15 protein-coding genes are annotated in these 14,033 nt (G+C 69.4%); 9 read left to right on the forward strand and 6 right to left on the reverse strand.

Features of this window, described 5'->3' with window-relative positions:
• Together QK444_RS19350 and QK444_RS19355 are read left to right on the forward strand one after the other, a co-directional pair.
• On the forward strand, positions 1-541 hold a 541-nt coding region (locus tag QK444_RS19350; RefSeq protein WP_282782268.1), incomplete at its 5' end, for a hypothetical protein.
• A 150-nt stretch (positions 542-691) separates the two neighbouring features.
• Entirely contained in the window at positions 692-859 is a 168-nt protein-coding gene (locus tag QK444_RS19355; RefSeq protein ID WP_282782270.1) for a hypothetical protein, read from the forward strand.
• A gap of 33 nt (positions 860-892) precedes the next feature.
• Here QK444_RS19355 and QK444_RS19360 read toward each other — a convergent pair whose 3' ends face one another.
• Genes QK444_RS19360 through QK444_RS19370 form a run of 3 tightly spaced genes read right to left on the reverse strand, consistent with a single transcriptional unit; the run spans position 893 to position 4,478 of the window.
• A complete protein-coding gene (locus QK444_RS19360; protein WP_282782272.1) occupies positions 893-2,155 on the reverse strand; it encodes a glycosyltransferase family 4 protein in 1,263 nt (420 codons plus the stop codon).
• Positions 2,155-3,684 carry a glycoside hydrolase family 57 protein gene (locus QK444_RS19365; RefSeq protein ID WP_282782274.1) on the reverse strand — a complete coding sequence of 510 codons (1,530 nt, stop codon included), beginning with the start codon at positions 3,682-3,684 and terminating at the stop codon, positions 2,155-2,157. Before QK444_RS19365 ends, QK444_RS19360 begins: the two co-directional genes overlap by 1 nt.
• Positions 3,681-4,478, reverse strand: coding sequence for a class I SAM-dependent methyltransferase (locus QK444_RS19370; protein WP_282782276.1), 798 nt, complete (start codon positions 4,476-4,478; stop codon positions 3,681-3,683). The genes QK444_RS19365 and QK444_RS19370 overlap by 4 nt, the downstream gene beginning before the upstream one ends.
• A gap of 184 nt (positions 4,479-4,662) precedes the next feature.
• Between QK444_RS19370 and QK444_RS19375 the strand changes: the two genes are divergently transcribed.
• The 3 genes from QK444_RS19375 (at position 4,663) to QK444_RS19385 (ending at position 7,069) form a co-directional block, all read left to right on the forward strand.
• Entirely contained in the window at positions 4,663-5,448 is a 786-nt protein-coding gene (locus QK444_RS19375) for an electron transfer flavoprotein subunit beta/FixA family protein (protein ID WP_282782278.1), read from the forward strand.
• 37 nt (positions 5,449-5,485) lie between these two features.
• Positions 5,486-6,445 carry an electron transfer flavoprotein subunit alpha/FixB family protein gene (locus QK444_RS19380; protein ID WP_029927372.1) on the forward strand — a complete coding sequence of 320 codons (960 nt, stop codon included), beginning with the start codon at positions 5,486-5,488 and terminating at the stop codon, positions 6,443-6,445.
• Positions 6,446-6,673: 228 nt separating this feature from the next.
• Complete coding sequence (locus QK444_RS19385) at positions 6,674-7,069, forward strand: hypothetical protein (protein WP_282782281.1); 396 nt, start codon at positions 6,674-6,676, stop codon at positions 7,067-7,069.
• Between the two features lie 49 nt (positions 7,070-7,118).
• Here QK444_RS19385 and QK444_RS19390 read toward each other — a convergent pair whose 3' ends face one another.
• Both QK444_RS19390 and QK444_RS19395 read right to left on the reverse strand, forming a co-directional pair.
• Positions 7,119-8,000, reverse strand: a complete 882-nt coding sequence (locus QK444_RS19390; protein WP_282782283.1) for a dioxygenase — start codon at positions 7,998-8,000, stop codon at positions 7,119-7,121.
• Positions 8,001-8,096: 96 nt separating this feature from the next.
• Positions 8,097-8,504, reverse strand: coding sequence for a DUF1707 domain-containing protein (locus QK444_RS19395; RefSeq protein WP_282782285.1), 408 nt, complete (start codon positions 8,502-8,504; stop codon positions 8,097-8,099).
• 56 nt (positions 8,505-8,560) lie between these two features.
• Between QK444_RS19395 and QK444_RS19400 the strand changes: the two genes are divergently transcribed.
• Positions 8,561-9,499 carry an aminoglycoside phosphotransferase family protein gene (locus QK444_RS19400; RefSeq protein ID WP_282782287.1) on the forward strand — a complete coding sequence of 313 codons (939 nt, stop codon included), beginning with the start codon at positions 8,561-8,563 and terminating at the stop codon, positions 9,497-9,499.
• A gap of 65 nt (positions 9,500-9,564) precedes the next feature.
• Here QK444_RS19400 and QK444_RS19405 read toward each other — a convergent pair whose 3' ends face one another.
• The gene (locus tag QK444_RS19405; RefSeq protein WP_282782289.1) at positions 9,565-10,422 is read right to left on the reverse strand and encodes a LysR family transcriptional regulator; all 858 of its coding nucleotides are present in this window, start codon (positions 10,420-10,422) and stop codon (positions 9,565-9,567) included.
• Between the two features lie 113 nt (positions 10,423-10,535).
• On the opposite strand from QK444_RS19405, the gene QK444_RS19410 reads away from it, so the two are divergent.
• The 3 genes from QK444_RS19410 to QK444_RS19420 all read left to right on the forward strand — a co-directional run.
• Entirely contained in the window at positions 10,536-11,828 is a 1,293-nt protein-coding gene (locus QK444_RS19410; RefSeq protein ID WP_282782290.1) for an NAD(P)/FAD-dependent oxidoreductase, read from the forward strand.
• A gap of 439 nt (positions 11,829-12,267) precedes the next feature.
• Positions 12,268-13,116: a GNAT family N-acyltransferase gene (locus tag QK444_RS19415; RefSeq protein ID WP_282782291.1), complete on the forward strand. Its 849-nt coding sequence runs from the start codon at positions 12,268-12,270 to the stop codon at positions 13,114-13,116.
• A gap of 6 nt (positions 13,117-13,122) precedes the next feature.
• Positions 13,123-14,033 (forward strand): lysophospholipid acyltransferase family protein (locus QK444_RS19420; RefSeq protein ID WP_282782293.1); only part of this gene is annotated, 911 nt, incomplete at its 3' end.

A 14,033-nucleotide genomic window follows, 5' to 3' on the forward strand; every position in this document is an offset into this window, starting at 1 on the left:
CCGGGTGATCCTGCTGGTCGGCCACGGCATGGCCGGGGTGGCGGGAGTCTGGCCGATAGCCGCGCTGCTCGCCGCCCTCCTGGCCTTCCTCGGCCCGGTCCTGGAGAGCCGCTTCCTCGCCCCCGCCGCCGACTACCGCTGGCTGTTCCGGTGGGGCCGGACCGGGTGGATGCTGCTGCTCGCCGCCACGGCCCTGCTGGTGGCGGGCTATCTCGGCTGGGTGATCGTGACCCAGCGGTCGGGTCTGCACCTGGCCCTGTTCACCGTCGTGGTCGCGGCCCTGGTGGTGGGCGGCGGCAGCACCGTGGTCCGCCGCGTCCGCTACCTGTGCGCCTGCCTGGTCCTACTCGGCAGCGACCAGTTCAGCGCCCGCCCCACCGAATTCCTGAACTGGGCCCACCGCGCCGGCCTGCTCCGCGCCGGCGGCGGCCACTACCAGTTCAACGACGAATCCTTCCGCCGCTGGCTGCTGGCCAACCCGGTGCCGCACGCCGAACTCGATCCAGGGGCGGCGGCCGGGTTGGAGCTTGCCAGGACGTAGCGGGGCGGGCTCACCGCCGCCCGCGCGGCCGGTGTGGTGCGCTGAGGCCGCCCGCGCCGGGGCCGTCGATGGCTGATGTGGTGTCGGACCGCTCGGACCGGGTAGTCGAGTGACTGACGACCGAAAACCGAGCGGAAGCGAGGTGCGGGGTTGCGAATACCGGATCGACGGCCGACGGCGGTCGAATGGATCGCGTTCGCGGTGGCGCTGATCGTCGGGATCGGCGTGGCCGCCTATTTCGGGAATCTCATCGCGGCTGTCGGCGTGGGGCTCGCCTTGTTCATCGCCGGGATCGGGCTCACCTATTCGCGACGATGACCCGTGGTGCGCGATCGGCGCGCACCGCCGGAGTCAGTACGGCTGGTTCGGATCGCGTTCCGGGAGGGGGCGTTCCACGATCGCCGGGCGCGCTAGCGGGGTGCGGACGCGGCGTTTGGCGGCCTGGTAGACCAGGGCGGTTTCGGCGGCGACCACGTCCCAGGCGAAGTCGGCGGTGAGGCGTTCGCGGGCGGCCCAGGCGCGGTCCTGGGCGGCGAGCTGGTCGTCCAGAACGGAGACCACCGCGTCGACCAGGCCGTTGACGTCGGCGGGAGCGAAGGACGCGCCGGTGACGCCGTCGGTCACCAGTTCGCCGAGGCCGCCCGCGGTGGAGGTCACCAGCGGGGTGCCGGCGGCGGCCGCCTCCAGCGCGACGATGCCGAAGGGCTCGTAGCGGCTGGGCAGCACGATTGCGTCGGCGCTGTGCAGCCAGCCCAGCAGATCGGTGTGGTCCAGGCGTCCGGCGAAGTTGACGGCGCGGGCCACCCGGTGCGCCCGGGCACGCTCGCGCAGCCAGTCGAACTGGGTGCCGACCCCGGCGATGGTCAACGTCGTTCCGGGATGCGCCTTCCGGATGCGGGGCAGGGCGGCGATGGCGTCCTGCACGCCCTTCTCGTATTCCAGGCGGCCGACGTACAGCAGACGCGGCGGACCCGAGCGGGGTGCGCGTTCCCGGAAAGTCCACGCGCCCACGTCGATTCCGTTGCGGATGACGGTGAGCGGGGTGCGCTCCGGGTTGTAGAGGCGCTCCACCTCCTCCCGCATGGAGGCCGAACAGGTGATGAGCGCGTCGGATTCGTGCGCCAGCCACCATTCCACCGAATGCACCTGCCGGTTGACCCGGCCCGACACCCAGCCGCTGTGCCGCCCGGCCTCAGTGGCGTGAATGGTGGAAACCAGTGGCACATCGTAGAACTCGGCCAGCGCGACGGCCGGATGCGCGACCAGCCAGTCGTGGGCGTGCACCACATCCGGCGCCCAGCCCTCGCCGATGCCGGGCTTGGTGAGCGCCACCCCGGCCCGCACCATGGCGTGCCCCATGGCCAGCGTCCAGGCCAGCATGTCCTCGCCGAAGTCGAAGCACGGCGGATCCTCGGCCACCGCCACCACCAGGACGCCGTCCTCCACGAAAGAGTGGGTGGGGTGGGTGCTCGCGTCGGTGCCCATGGGCCGACGGGCCAGCACCACCACCTCGTGTCCGGCGGCGGCGAGTTCGGTGGCCAGGTGGTGGACGTGGCGGCCCAGCCCGCCGACGACGACGGGTGGGTACTCCCACGACACCATCAAGATCTTCATCAATGTCCTTCTAGGGCGGCAGGGCCGAGTCGGCGCGCGTCCAGCGCCGGGAAGAGTCCGTCGGCCGCGCTCCATCCTGCCGCCAACTGCCCGGCTTTGGCGAGTTGCCCGGCCGAAACGGCGGCCGCGATCTCGCGGACGGCGTGGGCGTGCTGATGGGCGCGGTCGCGGGCGTATCCGGCGGCCGAATCCTTCGACACCATGAACGCCCAGTCGCTGGAGACGGTGAGAATGGCCTCGCGCAGCAGCTGATCGGCAACCGGATCGCGGAGGCCGTCCTGATCGGTGCGCATCTTGTCCAGGGTGTCCAGGGCCAGCCGCACGATCTCGGCGTTGAGGTCGACCAGATCGCGCACCTGATCCCCGGCCCAGACCCGCCAGTCCTTGCCCGAACCCCACGACGAGTCGGCCAGTTCGACGCGTTCGCCCACGTAACCACGGTCGCGGGCGTCGGTGAGGGTGCCGACGGTGACCCCGGCCTCGGGCAGCGCGCGCAGCACTTTCTCCAGCCACTGCGGCCCCTCGTGCCACCAGTGGCCGAACAGTTCGGTGTCGAAGGCGGCCACCACGAGGGCGGGGCGGCCGATGCGCTCGGACTCCGCGATCAGGCGTTCGCGCACCGTCTCCACGAAGTCCGCCACGTCGCGGTCGACGGCCGCGGCGGCGAGTTCCGGATCGTAGGGAGCCTTGTCCGGCCCGGCCACGGTCTTGCCCGTGACCCGCGCGGGCTTGAGCCCGGTGGCGTGATCGTAGTGATGGAAATCACGGTAGTAGGGCTGACCCGGGTAGCCGGACTTCGGCGACCACACGCGGTACGACACGTGCAGATCGCGGCCGAACACCACCACGTCGGAGTCCCACACCGGCCGCCCGAGGGTGGTGTCACCGCGCAGCGCGGGTCCGTCGCACAGGAAATGCGAGATCCCGGCCGCCGCGTAGTCCCGCTCCATGCCGGGGGTGAATCCGCATTCGGGAGCCCAGATGCCCGCGGGCGTATGCCCCCAGCGCTGCCGCGCGTCGGCGAGACCCTCGCTGAGCTGATAGGCGCGCAGCCGCTGGTCCAGCAGCGGCTGGAAGGGATGGGCCAGCGGCCCGCCCAGCAGTTCGATGGCGTCGGCGTCGATGAGTTCGCGCCACACCGGTGACGCCCCGTGCCGCCAGCGCGTCTCGAAGTCCGCGAGCGCCGCGGTGGCGAGCCGGTGTTCGTGCGCGCCGAGTGCGGTATTCCCACTCATGGCGGCTTCGTCGGCGCGCAGCCGCCAGTTGCCCAGCCAGTGGTGCATGCCGGACAGGCAGTGCGGGTCGTCCAGCTGCGCCGCCAGCACCGGCGTGATGCCCAGGCTCAGCAGATGCGAACGGCCTTCGGCGGCAAGGTTTCTCAACACCTGGGCCACCGGCAGGTAGGAGGCGGCCCAGGACTGGTACAGCCACTCCTCGCCGACCGGCCACCGCCCGTGATGGGCCAGCCAGGGCAGATGTGAGTGCAGGACCAGCGTGAACTGGCCCGGAACCGTGGACTTCCCGCTCACGGCTTCACCGCGATGGCGACCAGGTCGAGGCTGGCGTCGATATCGGAGTCGGCGTCGGTGAGCAGGTCGAAGTCGTCGACGGACACCGCCGCCACGTCGGCCGCCAGGTCGGCTGGCCACGGCTGTCCGGCGAGCGCCCGCTCGATCTGCGCGTCGATGATCGACCCGCCCCACTTCCGGTCCAGCGCGGCCAGCGTCGCGCCGTGGAATACGCCGCTCATGACATCGACCCGGAAACCGGCCTCGACAAGCAGTTCGGTGAGTTCGGCCGCGTTGAGTTCCCGGGTGTGGAAAGGATTGAGCGGCGTGTCGCGCCCCGGGGAGAAGGTGATGCGGTTGGGGGTGCTGATCAGCAGTTCGCCGCCGGGCCGCAGCACCCGCAGGCATTCGCGCACGAATTGCGCCTGGTCCCACAGGTGTTCGATGACCTGGAAGTTCACCACCACGTCGACGGAGGCGTCTTCGAGCGGCAGGTCGGCCAGATTGCCCTGGATCATCTCCACCCGCGGGTATTTGGCCCGCACGTGCGCGACCGCGGAGTCGTCATAGTCCAGCCCGATGACACGCGCGGCCACATCGGCGATCATGTTGGCCCCGTAGCCTTCTCCGCTTCCGGCTTCGAGCACGGTCTTTCCGGCGCAGCGCGACAGCAGTCGGGCGTAAGCGATTTCGTGGCGACGGAACCAGTAGTTCTCCTCGGCGATGCCGGGCACCGTCCGCTCGCCGGTCAGCGGCAGGGGATCGGCGTGGCCTTCGGGGGATGCATCTTCGGGGGATATCACGGCATCGCTCACCCGTCCGACGTTAGCGGTTGCCTGTATCACACTCGGCGTCGGAGGGGGGTCATGCAAAACATCACAGCCTAAGTTACCCACGAGTAACTTAACGTAGGGTAATGTCCTGGCCGAGCTACACATGTGGGCAGTCGTGCGACCGCCACACCCCAGTGCCACCAGAACAGGAGGTCGACGAAGACCAATGCCGAACATCGTCGTACTGATCAAGCAGGTTCCCGACACCTGGTCCGAGCGCAAGCTGACCGACGGTGACTACACCCTCGACCGCGAGGCCGCCGACGCCATCCTCGACGAGATCAACGAGCGCGCCGTCGAGGAGGCGCTGCTGATCAAGGAGGCGCAGGGCGGCGAGGTCACCGTCCTGGCCGCGGGTCCGGCGCGCGCCACCGAGGCCATCCGCAAGGCGCTGTCCATGGGCGCCGACAAGGCCATCCACATCTCCGATGACGCCATCCACGGCTCCGACGCCGTGCAGACCGCCTACATCCTCGCCGCCGCGCTGGGCCAGATCGAGGGTGTCGAGCTGGTCATCGCCGGTAACGAGTCCACCGATGGTCGCGCCGGCGCCGTCCCGGCCATCGTCGCCGAGTACCTGGGTCTGCCGCAGCTGACCCACCTGCGCAAGCTGACCGTCGACGGCGACAAGGTCACCGGCGAGCGCGAGACCGACGAGGGCGTGTTCAAGCTGGAGGCCAGCCTCCCGGCCATCGTCTCGGTCAACGAGAAGATCAACGAGCCGCGCTTCCCGTCCTTCAAGGGCATCATGGCCGCCAAGAAGAAGGAAGTACAGACCTTCACCCTGGCCGACCTGGGCGTGGACCCGGAGACCGTGGGCGTTGCGAACGCCGGCACCCAGGTGACCGGTGTGACCCCGAAGCCGCCGCGCACGGCGGGCGAGAAGATCGTCGACGAGGGTGAGGGCGGCAACCAGATCGCCACCTACCTGGTCGGCCAGAAGATCATCTAAAGCCCCCGAGCACAACGAACTTCAGGAGAGAAAGACAATGGCAGAAGTACTCGTGCTCGTGGAGCACGCCGAAGGTGCCCCCAAGAAGGTCACCACCGAACTCCTCACCGCGGCCCGCTCGCTGGGCACCCCGGCCGCCGTCGTGGTCGCCGCCCCCGGCACCGCCGACAAGCTGGGTGACGCCCTGGCCGCCGCCGGCGCCGAGAAGATCTACGTCGCCGAGTCCGACGACGCCGAGGGCTTCCTGGTGACCCCGAAGGTCGACGTGCTGGCCGGGCTGTCCGAGTCCGCCTCGCCGGCCGCGATCCTGGTCGCCGCCACCGCCGAGGGCAAGGAGGTGTCGGGCCGCCTCGCCGCCCGCATCGGCTCCGGCCTGCTGGTCGACGTCATCGCCGTGAACGGTGACGGCTCGGCCGTGCACTCCATCTTCGGTGGCGCGTTCACCGTCGACGCCAAGGCCACCGGCGACGTGCCGGTGATCTCGGTGCGCCCGGGCGCCATCGAGGCCGCCCCGCAGAACGGCGCCGGCGAGAAGGTCGCCGTCGAGGTGCCCGCGCAGGAAGAGGGCGTCGTCAAGGTCACCGCTCGCGAGCCGATCGTCGGCGGTGACCGTCCGGAGCTCACCGAGGCCGCCATCGTGGTCTCCGGTGGCCGCGGCGTCGGTTCGGCCGACAACTTCGGCAAGGTCGTCGAGCCGCTCGCCGACGCCCTCGGTGCCGCCGTCGGCGCGTCCCGCGCGGCCGTCGACTCCGGCTACTACCCGGGCCAGTTCCAGGTGGGCCAGACCGGTAAGACGGTCTCCCCGCAGCTGTACGTCGCCCTCGGCATCTCCGGCGCCATCCAGCACCGCGCCGGCATGCAGACCTCGAAGACCATCGTGGCCGTCAACAAGGACGAAGAGGCCCCGATCTTCGAGATCAGCGATTACGGCATCGTCGGCGACCTGTTCAATGTCGCCCCGCAGCTGACCGAGGCGGTCAAGGCCCACAAGGGCTAGTCCACCTCTCCGTGTCTCACGTGGGCGGGTCGGCGGCGTGATGTGTCGTGTCGCCGACCCGCCCGCGGGCCGGGTCAGCCGGTACCCGATGAGTTACCCTCTACTCGCCAAATCAGTTGTCGCGTAAGCGGTCTGATTTGGCGAGTCGTGCTTTCAGGGGGAATGGTGCGTGGTCGATTCGATCCTCGGCGTAGGAAGGCCGAGGCGATGGCCGATGAAAACCGCGATATGGCAATCGGACTCGATCTGTCCGAGGTGGTCGCGGGCCTGCACTGGGATCTGGCCGAGTGGCTCGGGGGTGATGCGCCGCCCAAGGTGTTCGATCGGATCTCCGCCGCCCTGGACGAGGGCTTCACCTCGGTGGTGACGACCGGGCAGCTCGTGGATCGGGGGACGCTGCTGTCCGGGCTGTGGTCGGCGCGCAATGCCCAGCCGGGCTTGCGGATCGAGGTGTCCGAGGTGGGGGAGATCGCGCAGCGGCCGGGGTTGGTGGTGGTGCGGTTCATCGCCGCGAACACGGTGGGGGAGCTGACGACGCGGCGGTGGGTGACCGCCGTGCTGACCACCGACGGCCAGCGGTACCTGTGGCGTTCGGTGCACGAGACGCCGATCGCCGGAACCTGATCGGGCACGGCTCGGGTGCGTACCGCCGGGAATCATCCGAGCGATTCGGCTATCCGGTCGGCCTCGACCCGTCGGGACCCCCTCGAGCGTCGGTTGCGCCGGTGGTGGCCGATGCCTCGCCGACGCCGATGGTGAGCGCGATCGTCATCCCATTCGCGGGCGTGCCGGTGACGGTGGCCAATTCGGCGTCCCAGCCGTCACCGAAGACATTGTCCGAGGACAGCGAGACGCGAGACAGGTTGGACGGGCTGGAGCTGTAGGCCGAATCGTAGGCGTAGACCTGCTCGCAGGCATCCTGCGGCAAGGCGATCTGGGAGGTCAGACGGGCGTTCGAGCCCGCGACGGCGGTGGCGAGCGAGTCGTACACCTCGAAGTGGATATGCGGCCAGCGCCCGTCGTAACAGGCGGGGAAGATCGAGGTGAACCGGATCCTGCCGTCGCCGTCGGCGACCTGCACGCCGCGCAGGAAGTTCTCCTCCTCGACACCGCTGCTGTACAGCGAATACCGACCCTCGCGATCGCAGTGCCACAGGTAGACGGCCATATCCGCACCGGGCGCGCTGGCCACCAGGTCGACCAGAGTCAGTTCGATCGTGACCGGAACACCCTCGGCCACACCGGAGTACGCGCCGAAACTGGTGGTCAGATCCTGGCGCACCACACCGGATTCGATGAGCACGTTCGGCCCGTTCGACCCGTCGCCGGGATAGGGTCCGGCGGTTTCCTGCGGTGCGGCGGCCAGCGTGCTCGTCGTGGTCATGGTGCCGGTGGTTTCGGTGGTGCCGCCGGTGGTCTCGCCGTTCGCGCATCCGGTGAGCAGCGCCGCCCCCGCCGCCGCCCCCGCCGCTCCGAACCACCGCAGCGCCCGCCGCCTGCCCATCACCCGCAGGTCGTGTGCCAGCCCCAGGTCGTGCTCGTGGCGGTCGTCCATGATCGCTCCTGTCGTCGGAATCATCGTTCGACGCAGACGCTAGCCAGCGCGGCTCCCGGCTTCCTGGATGTCGGCGGTGAGGTTGCCGTGAGCGCCCTATCCGGCGCGGCGGCGCTGGTCGCGGGCGGTTGTGATGCCGATGGTGGTGGGAATGAGCAGGGCCAGGCCCCAGGGGACCATTACCCAGAAGGGCCAGAAGTAGCCGAGGCCGGTCGCCAGCCAGATCACCATGCACAGCAGGTTCACGAAGACCCAGGGCGTCCACATGATCTTGATCCAGGTGGGGATGCCGGTATCGGCCGGGCGGGTGCCGCGTTGGGGTCGCTGTGCGGGCAGGTCCGAGGTCAGTGGGACCAGTTCGCCGTGCGTCTTGGCGGCGTAGACCTGTTGCAGCCGTTCGTCGAATTCGTGGAGGCTGAGGCGGCCCTCGTCCATGGCCAGCCGCAGCCGGTTGACGATCTTCTCGCGGTCCGCGTCGGACGCCCGCAGATTCTCGGAGCTCACGAAGCCAGGGTATGCCGATCGGCCGGTCCGTGTCGGCCGGATGCGAGGCTGGTGCGGTGACCTTGCCCGTGGACGTCGCCGAGACGATTCGTGAGAGTTTCGAAGAGCATGGTGAGCGCTGGTTGGCGGCCCTGCCCGCCGTGATCGAAGAGCGCTGTGCCGCATGGGAACTGGAGGTGATCGGCGACGCCTTCGGCGGTGGCACCCACTCGTGGGTCGCGCCCGTGCGCCGCGCCGACGGCGGCCCGGCGGTGCTCAAGATCCCGGTGGTCGACCCGGAGAACATCGGCGAAGCCGCCGGATTGCACTGCTACCGGGGTGACGGAGCGGTGCGACTCCACGAGTTCGACCCGAATTCCGGTGCCATGCTGCTGGAATGGGCCCGCCCCGGCACTCCGCTGCTGGAGCAGCCCGGATTCCCGAGCCTCGAGGGCAGGCCCGAACACGTCGACAAGATCGAGCTGGCCTGCGCGCTGTACCGGCGACTGCGCCGCACGCCCACCGGCCTTCCCGGCCACTTCCCGCCCCTCCCCGAGGCGACCGGCATGGTGACGGAATGGGTCGAGATGTTCACCGATCCCGAACCCGAGGTGGCGCAGGTGATTCCGGCGCGACTGCGGCGGTCGGCACTGGACTGGTGCGAACGCCTGGCGGTCCCGGACGGGCCGCTGCTGGTGGTCAATCGCGACACCCACCTCGGCAATATCGTGGCGGCCGAACGCGAACCGTGGCTGCTCATCGACCCCAAGGCGTATCTGGGCGAGGCCGCCTTCGACGCGGGCTTCCTGATCATGATCCAAGTGCAGTGCGACCCCACCCCCGCGCACGCCCGCGAGGCCGTCGCGCGCACGGCGGCGGGCCTGGACATCGACCCGGAGCGCGCCCGCGGCTGGGCGTTCCTGCGCGCCATGGAGGAGATCGTCTGGGCCGTCGAGGACGAGGAGCCGGACGATCTGCGCCTGCACCTGGCCGTGGCGCGGGCACTCCACCGCTGACGCGGCCCAGCCACTCCACCGCTGACACGGCTCAGGCACTCCACCGCTGACGCGGCCGGGCGCGGTCACGCGCTGTGCAGGGCCGCCAGCAGCGTGGTCAGGATGGGGGAGCGGCGCACATCGCTGCGGGTCACCGCCGAGACCGGCACCCGCAGCGGCCGCCCCGCCAGCCGCAGTGTCGCGATGCCCTCGGTCTGGCTGTCGGCGTACAGGATGGTCCAGGCGTCGGGGCGATTGATGAGTTCCATGGTGGCCGTGTGGTCCGGCGGGATGGGCGGCCCGTACGCGGGTCCGGCGGGCAGATCGGCGAAGGCGGCGCGCACCACATTGTGCAGCAGCACCTGCTCGGATTCCGGCGGCAGCAGCAGCGGGTACGAGCCGAGTTCGGCGAAGGTGACGTCCTCGCGTCCGGCCAGCGGATGAGCGGTGGAGGTGGCGATGACCAGATCCTCCACCCAGAGTTTCTCGACGGTCAGTCCGGGCTGGTCCACGCTGCCGCGGATGAGCGCGAGATCGCAGTCCCCGTCCGCCACCGCCTGGATGCGCTGTCGGAAAGGCTTGATGACGAACTCGATCTCGGCCCCCGGATGCGCGGCGCGTGCTCCCGCGATCGCCGACAGTGATCTTGTTGCGAAAGACATGTTCGCCGCCAAGCGAATGCGCGGCCCGGAAGCCCGTACAGCTGCGCGAATGGCCGATTCCAGGCTCAACATTTGTTTTGCAAGAGGAAGTAGCCGAGTGGTCGCGTCGGTGGGCACCACCGAGCGGGTCGAGCGTTCGAAGAGGGTCACGCCGAGGTCACGCTCGAGTCGAGCGATCTGGTGGCTGATGGCCGACTGGGAGATGAAGCAGCGCGTCGCCGCGCGACTGAAACTCAGCTCCTCGCAGACGGCGACGAAGTACGCCAGCTGTCGCAGCTCCACTCGATGATCTCCATTCATGATCAACCTAGATAAGAGTCATCTACATTATGCGCCCTGACCCCTGGAACAATCACGTTCCGAATCACGGTTAGTCATGACAGAAGGGAGCTGTCATGCAGTACTTGGATTCGGGGATCGAAGCCACTGATGTCGTCATCGTCGGATCGGGCTTCGGTGGCTTGGCCGCCGCCAAGCAGTTGAACAAGTCGGGGATCGATTACGTTCTCATCTCGGCCACTCCGGAGCATCTGTTCCAGCCGCTGCTCTACCAGGTAGCGACGGGTGTGCTGGCCTCCGATGAGATCGCGCCGCCCATCAAGAACATCATTCGTCACCACAAGCACGGTGAGGCCCGGCTGGGCACGGTCGTCGGAATCGACGCCGAGGACGCCGTCCTCACCTACGAGACGCCCGAGGGCCTGCGGCGCATCCGCTACAACAAGCTCATCGCGGCGACCGGTGCCAGCCAGTCCTACTTCGGCCGTGACGATTTCGCCGACAAGACCTTCTCGCTCAAGACCATCGACGATGCCAAGCGCCTGCGCGCCCAGATCGAGCACGTCTTCGCGATGGCCGAGAACGCCGATCCGGCCACCCGTGAGCGCCTGTTGAGCTTCGTGGTGGTGGGCGCGGGCGCGACCGGCGTCGAGGTCGCGGGGCAGCTGAAGGAGCTGTCGAAGCGGCACTACCACCAGGAGGTGTCGGTCACCCTGGTCGAGGGCGCCGGTGCGGTGCTGCCGCCCTTCGGCGGCACTCTGTCGGAGTACGCGAAGCGCTCGCTCACCGACAGCGGCGTCGAGGTGCTGCTGGACACCTTCGTGACCGATATCGAACTCGGCAAGGTGACCGTCAAGAGCAAGGACGGCGTGGAGCGCGGTATCGCCGCCGAGACCGTGGTGTGGTCTGCCGGTGTGCAGGCGGGTGGGTTCGCGCGCCTGCTGGCCGAGGCCACCGGCTGCGAAACCGACCGTGCCGGACGACTATTGGTCAATCCCGACCTCACCGTGGGCGGACACGCCGACATCTACGCCATCGGCGATATGACCTCGCTCAACGGCTACCCGGGCCAGTCGCCGGTGGCCATGCAGGAGGGTCGCCACGTCGCCGACATCATCCGCCACAAGAAGCAGGTCGCGACCCCGTTCGTGTACTGGGACAAGGGCAGCATGGCGGTGATCAGCCGATTCAGCGCGGTCACCAAGGTCAACGACAAGATCAAGTTCACCGGTACCGTGGCCTGGGTCGCCTGGCTGGCGGTGCACCTGTTCTACCTGGTCGGCTTCCGCAACCGGTTCGCCGCCGTGTTCTCCTGGCTGGTGGCCTTCATCGGCACCGGGCGGCCCGGCTTCGACGAGGTGGAAAAGCCCGCCGCGCCGGAGATCACCGAGCAACGTCGCGCGGCCTGATCCGCATCGCACCGCTTCGCGGGCATCCGGCACCGTTTCGCGGGATTCCGGCACCGTTTCGCGGCATACCGCACCGCCCGGCGTACTCGCCGGGCGGTCGTCGTTAGCCGCCCGGTCCGGGACCCGGGACCTGGGAGCTGGGACCCGGGCCAGGCATTGGGATCACCATGCCGCTGTCGTGCGGGAACCGCGCGGGGGTGGCCGACCGGCCGCGGTCGCGGTGACGTAGGCTGTCACTTCTCGCGCACTTCGCGTCGAGGCTCCGCATCCTCACCGTCAGCGGAAAGCCGCCTCGGAAACCAGTATTCGTCCTGGTGGGGAACGGTCGGCGACCGTCGGATGAACTCCGTGTGCGGTCCAGATCACGTTCACTCGACCGGCATCGGCTCGCCATCCCGAGGTTGCCCCGGCGCAGTGTGCGCCTGGCTTGATCATCGTTATGACCCCCAAGGCAGCGTCGAATCCAGCCCTGCTCTCCGCCGCCCCCTGTTCCACCCCGGAACCGATTCGCTCCCAGGGCCGTGCCCGGTACTCCCTGGTCGTCGAATCCGATGCCGCCCATCGTGAGGTGGCCCAGCGGCTGCGCTACCGGGTGTTCGCGGGTGAGCCCGGATTCACCATCGCCGACGACGGCACCGGTCGCGACCACGACCGCTTCGACGAGCACTGCGATCACCTGCTGGTCCGCGACAACCACAGCGACGAGTTCGTCGGCTGCTACCGGATGCTGCCGCCGCACAAAGTGTCCGCCGCGGGCGGCTACTACACCGCCACCGAATTCGACCTCACCGGCCTGGATCCGGAAGGGCAGCGCATCGTCGAGATGGGCCGCGCCTGCGTGGTGCCCGAACACCGCAACGGTTCGGTGCTCAGCCTCATGTGGGCGGGCATCCTGCACTACATCGAGATCACCGGCTACGACTGGGTGATGGGCTGCGTCTCGGTGCCCATGCGGCTGACACCCGAGGACGAGCCCGGCGTGAACGTGCGCGGGGTGCGGGACATGCTGCTCGCCCGCCACGCGGTGACGCCGGAGCGTTTCGTGCACCCGTACCGCCCGGTGGAGGTGGACGGCCGCACCCTCGACGAGCTGGAACCGCCCGCCCGCGCGAAGGTGCCGCCGCTGCTCAACGGCTATCTGCGCCTGGGCGCGCAGATCTGCGGCGAGCCCGCCCACGACCCCGATTTCGGTGTCGCCGACTTCGTGGCGCTGCTCGGCTTCGCCACCGTGAACACCCGTTACCTGGATCGGTTGCGCAGCGCCGCGGCCACGTTCGATGCCCGGTGAGCCGCCATGATGCCCGCCTTCCTGTCCCCGGGTTCGGCACCGCTGTCGTGCCCGCCCGCCGCGCCCGTGCACGCCTGGATGCCGTCGAGCCCCTGCGGTCCCGACTGCGTCGAGTCCGCCGTTGAGTCCGGAACCCTGCGGGTCGCCGGACGCATCCTGTCCTTCGCGGCCGTGCTGTCCACCTTCCCGGCCGCCTATCTGGCCACGCCGCGTCGTTGGCGGCCCGCCATGCAGCGCGGTTACGCGCGAACCCTGCTGTCGTGCTGCGGGATTCGGGTCCGTGTCGTAGACCGGCGCGGCGACGAACCGGTGGGTGCCGCGAACGGCGACGGGACATCGCGCACCGACACCGTGACCCGGATCGAGGACGGCCACGTCGGCCGCGGGCTACTGGTGGTCGCCGACCATGTGGGCTGGACCGATATCGTGGTGCTGAGCGCCGTGCAGCCCATGAGTTTCGTGGCCCGCGCCGATCTGGTGAACTGGCCGCTGCTCGGCGACGTGGCCCGCCTGGTGCGCGTCATCCCCATCGAGCGCGAGCATCTACGCACCCTGCCCGCCGTGGTGACGACCATGGTGGAGCGTCTGAAATCTGGTGAGCGCGTGGGAGTTTTCCCCGAGGGCACCACCTGGTGCGGGCGCGGGCGCGGTCGCATGCGCCCCGCGCTGTTCCAGGCGGCCATCGACGCCGAGGTGCCCGTGCAGCCGATCCGCGTGCGCTATCTGGACCGCGCGGGTGAACTCTCCACGGTTCCGGGTTTCGTCGGCACCGACACCCTGATGGATTCCATTCGCCGGGTGCTGCGCTCCCGGGGTGTCGTGGCCGAGGTGGTGTTGCAGCCGCTGGAACCGCCCGGCACCGACCGCCGCGACCTCGCGCTGCGCTGCGAACGAGCCCTACACGACGACCACCCAAC

This window comes from Nocardia sp. CC201C (genome assembly GCF_030010695.1).
Classification (GTDB): Bacteria; Actinomycetota; Actinomycetes; order Mycobacteriales; family Mycobacteriaceae; genus Nocardia; species Nocardia otitidiscaviarum.

What these genes read in the sequence shown, in the direction of transcription:
- QK444_RS19360 (WP_282782272.1), bottom strand. Translation starts at nt 2,155, where the DNA reads ATGAAGATCTTGATGGTGTCGTGGGAGTACCCACCCGTCGTCGTCGGC.
- QK444_RS19385 (WP_282782281.1), top strand. Translation starts at nt 6,674, where the DNA reads ATGGCAATCGGACTCGATCTGTCCGAGGTGGTCGCGGGCCTGCACTGG.
- QK444_RS19410 (WP_282782290.1), top strand. Translation starts at nt 10,536, where the DNA reads ATGCAGTACTTGGATTCGGGGATCGAAGCCACTGATGTCGTCATCGTC.
- QK444_RS19390 (WP_282782283.1), bottom strand. Translation starts at nt 8,000, where the DNA reads ATGGACGACCGCCACGAGCACGACCTGGGGCTGGCACACGACCTGCGG.
- QK444_RS19380 (WP_029927372.1), top strand. Translation starts at nt 5,486, where the DNA reads ATGGCAGAAGTACTCGTGCTCGTGGAGCACGCCGAAGGTGCCCCCAAG.
- QK444_RS19375 (WP_282782278.1), top strand. Translation starts at nt 4,663, where the DNA reads ATGCCGAACATCGTCGTACTGATCAAGCAGGTTCCCGACACCTGGTCC.
- QK444_RS19415 (WP_282782291.1), top strand. Translation starts at nt 12,268, where the DNA reads ATGACCCCCAAGGCAGCGTCGAATCCAGCCCTGCTCTCCGCCGCCCCC.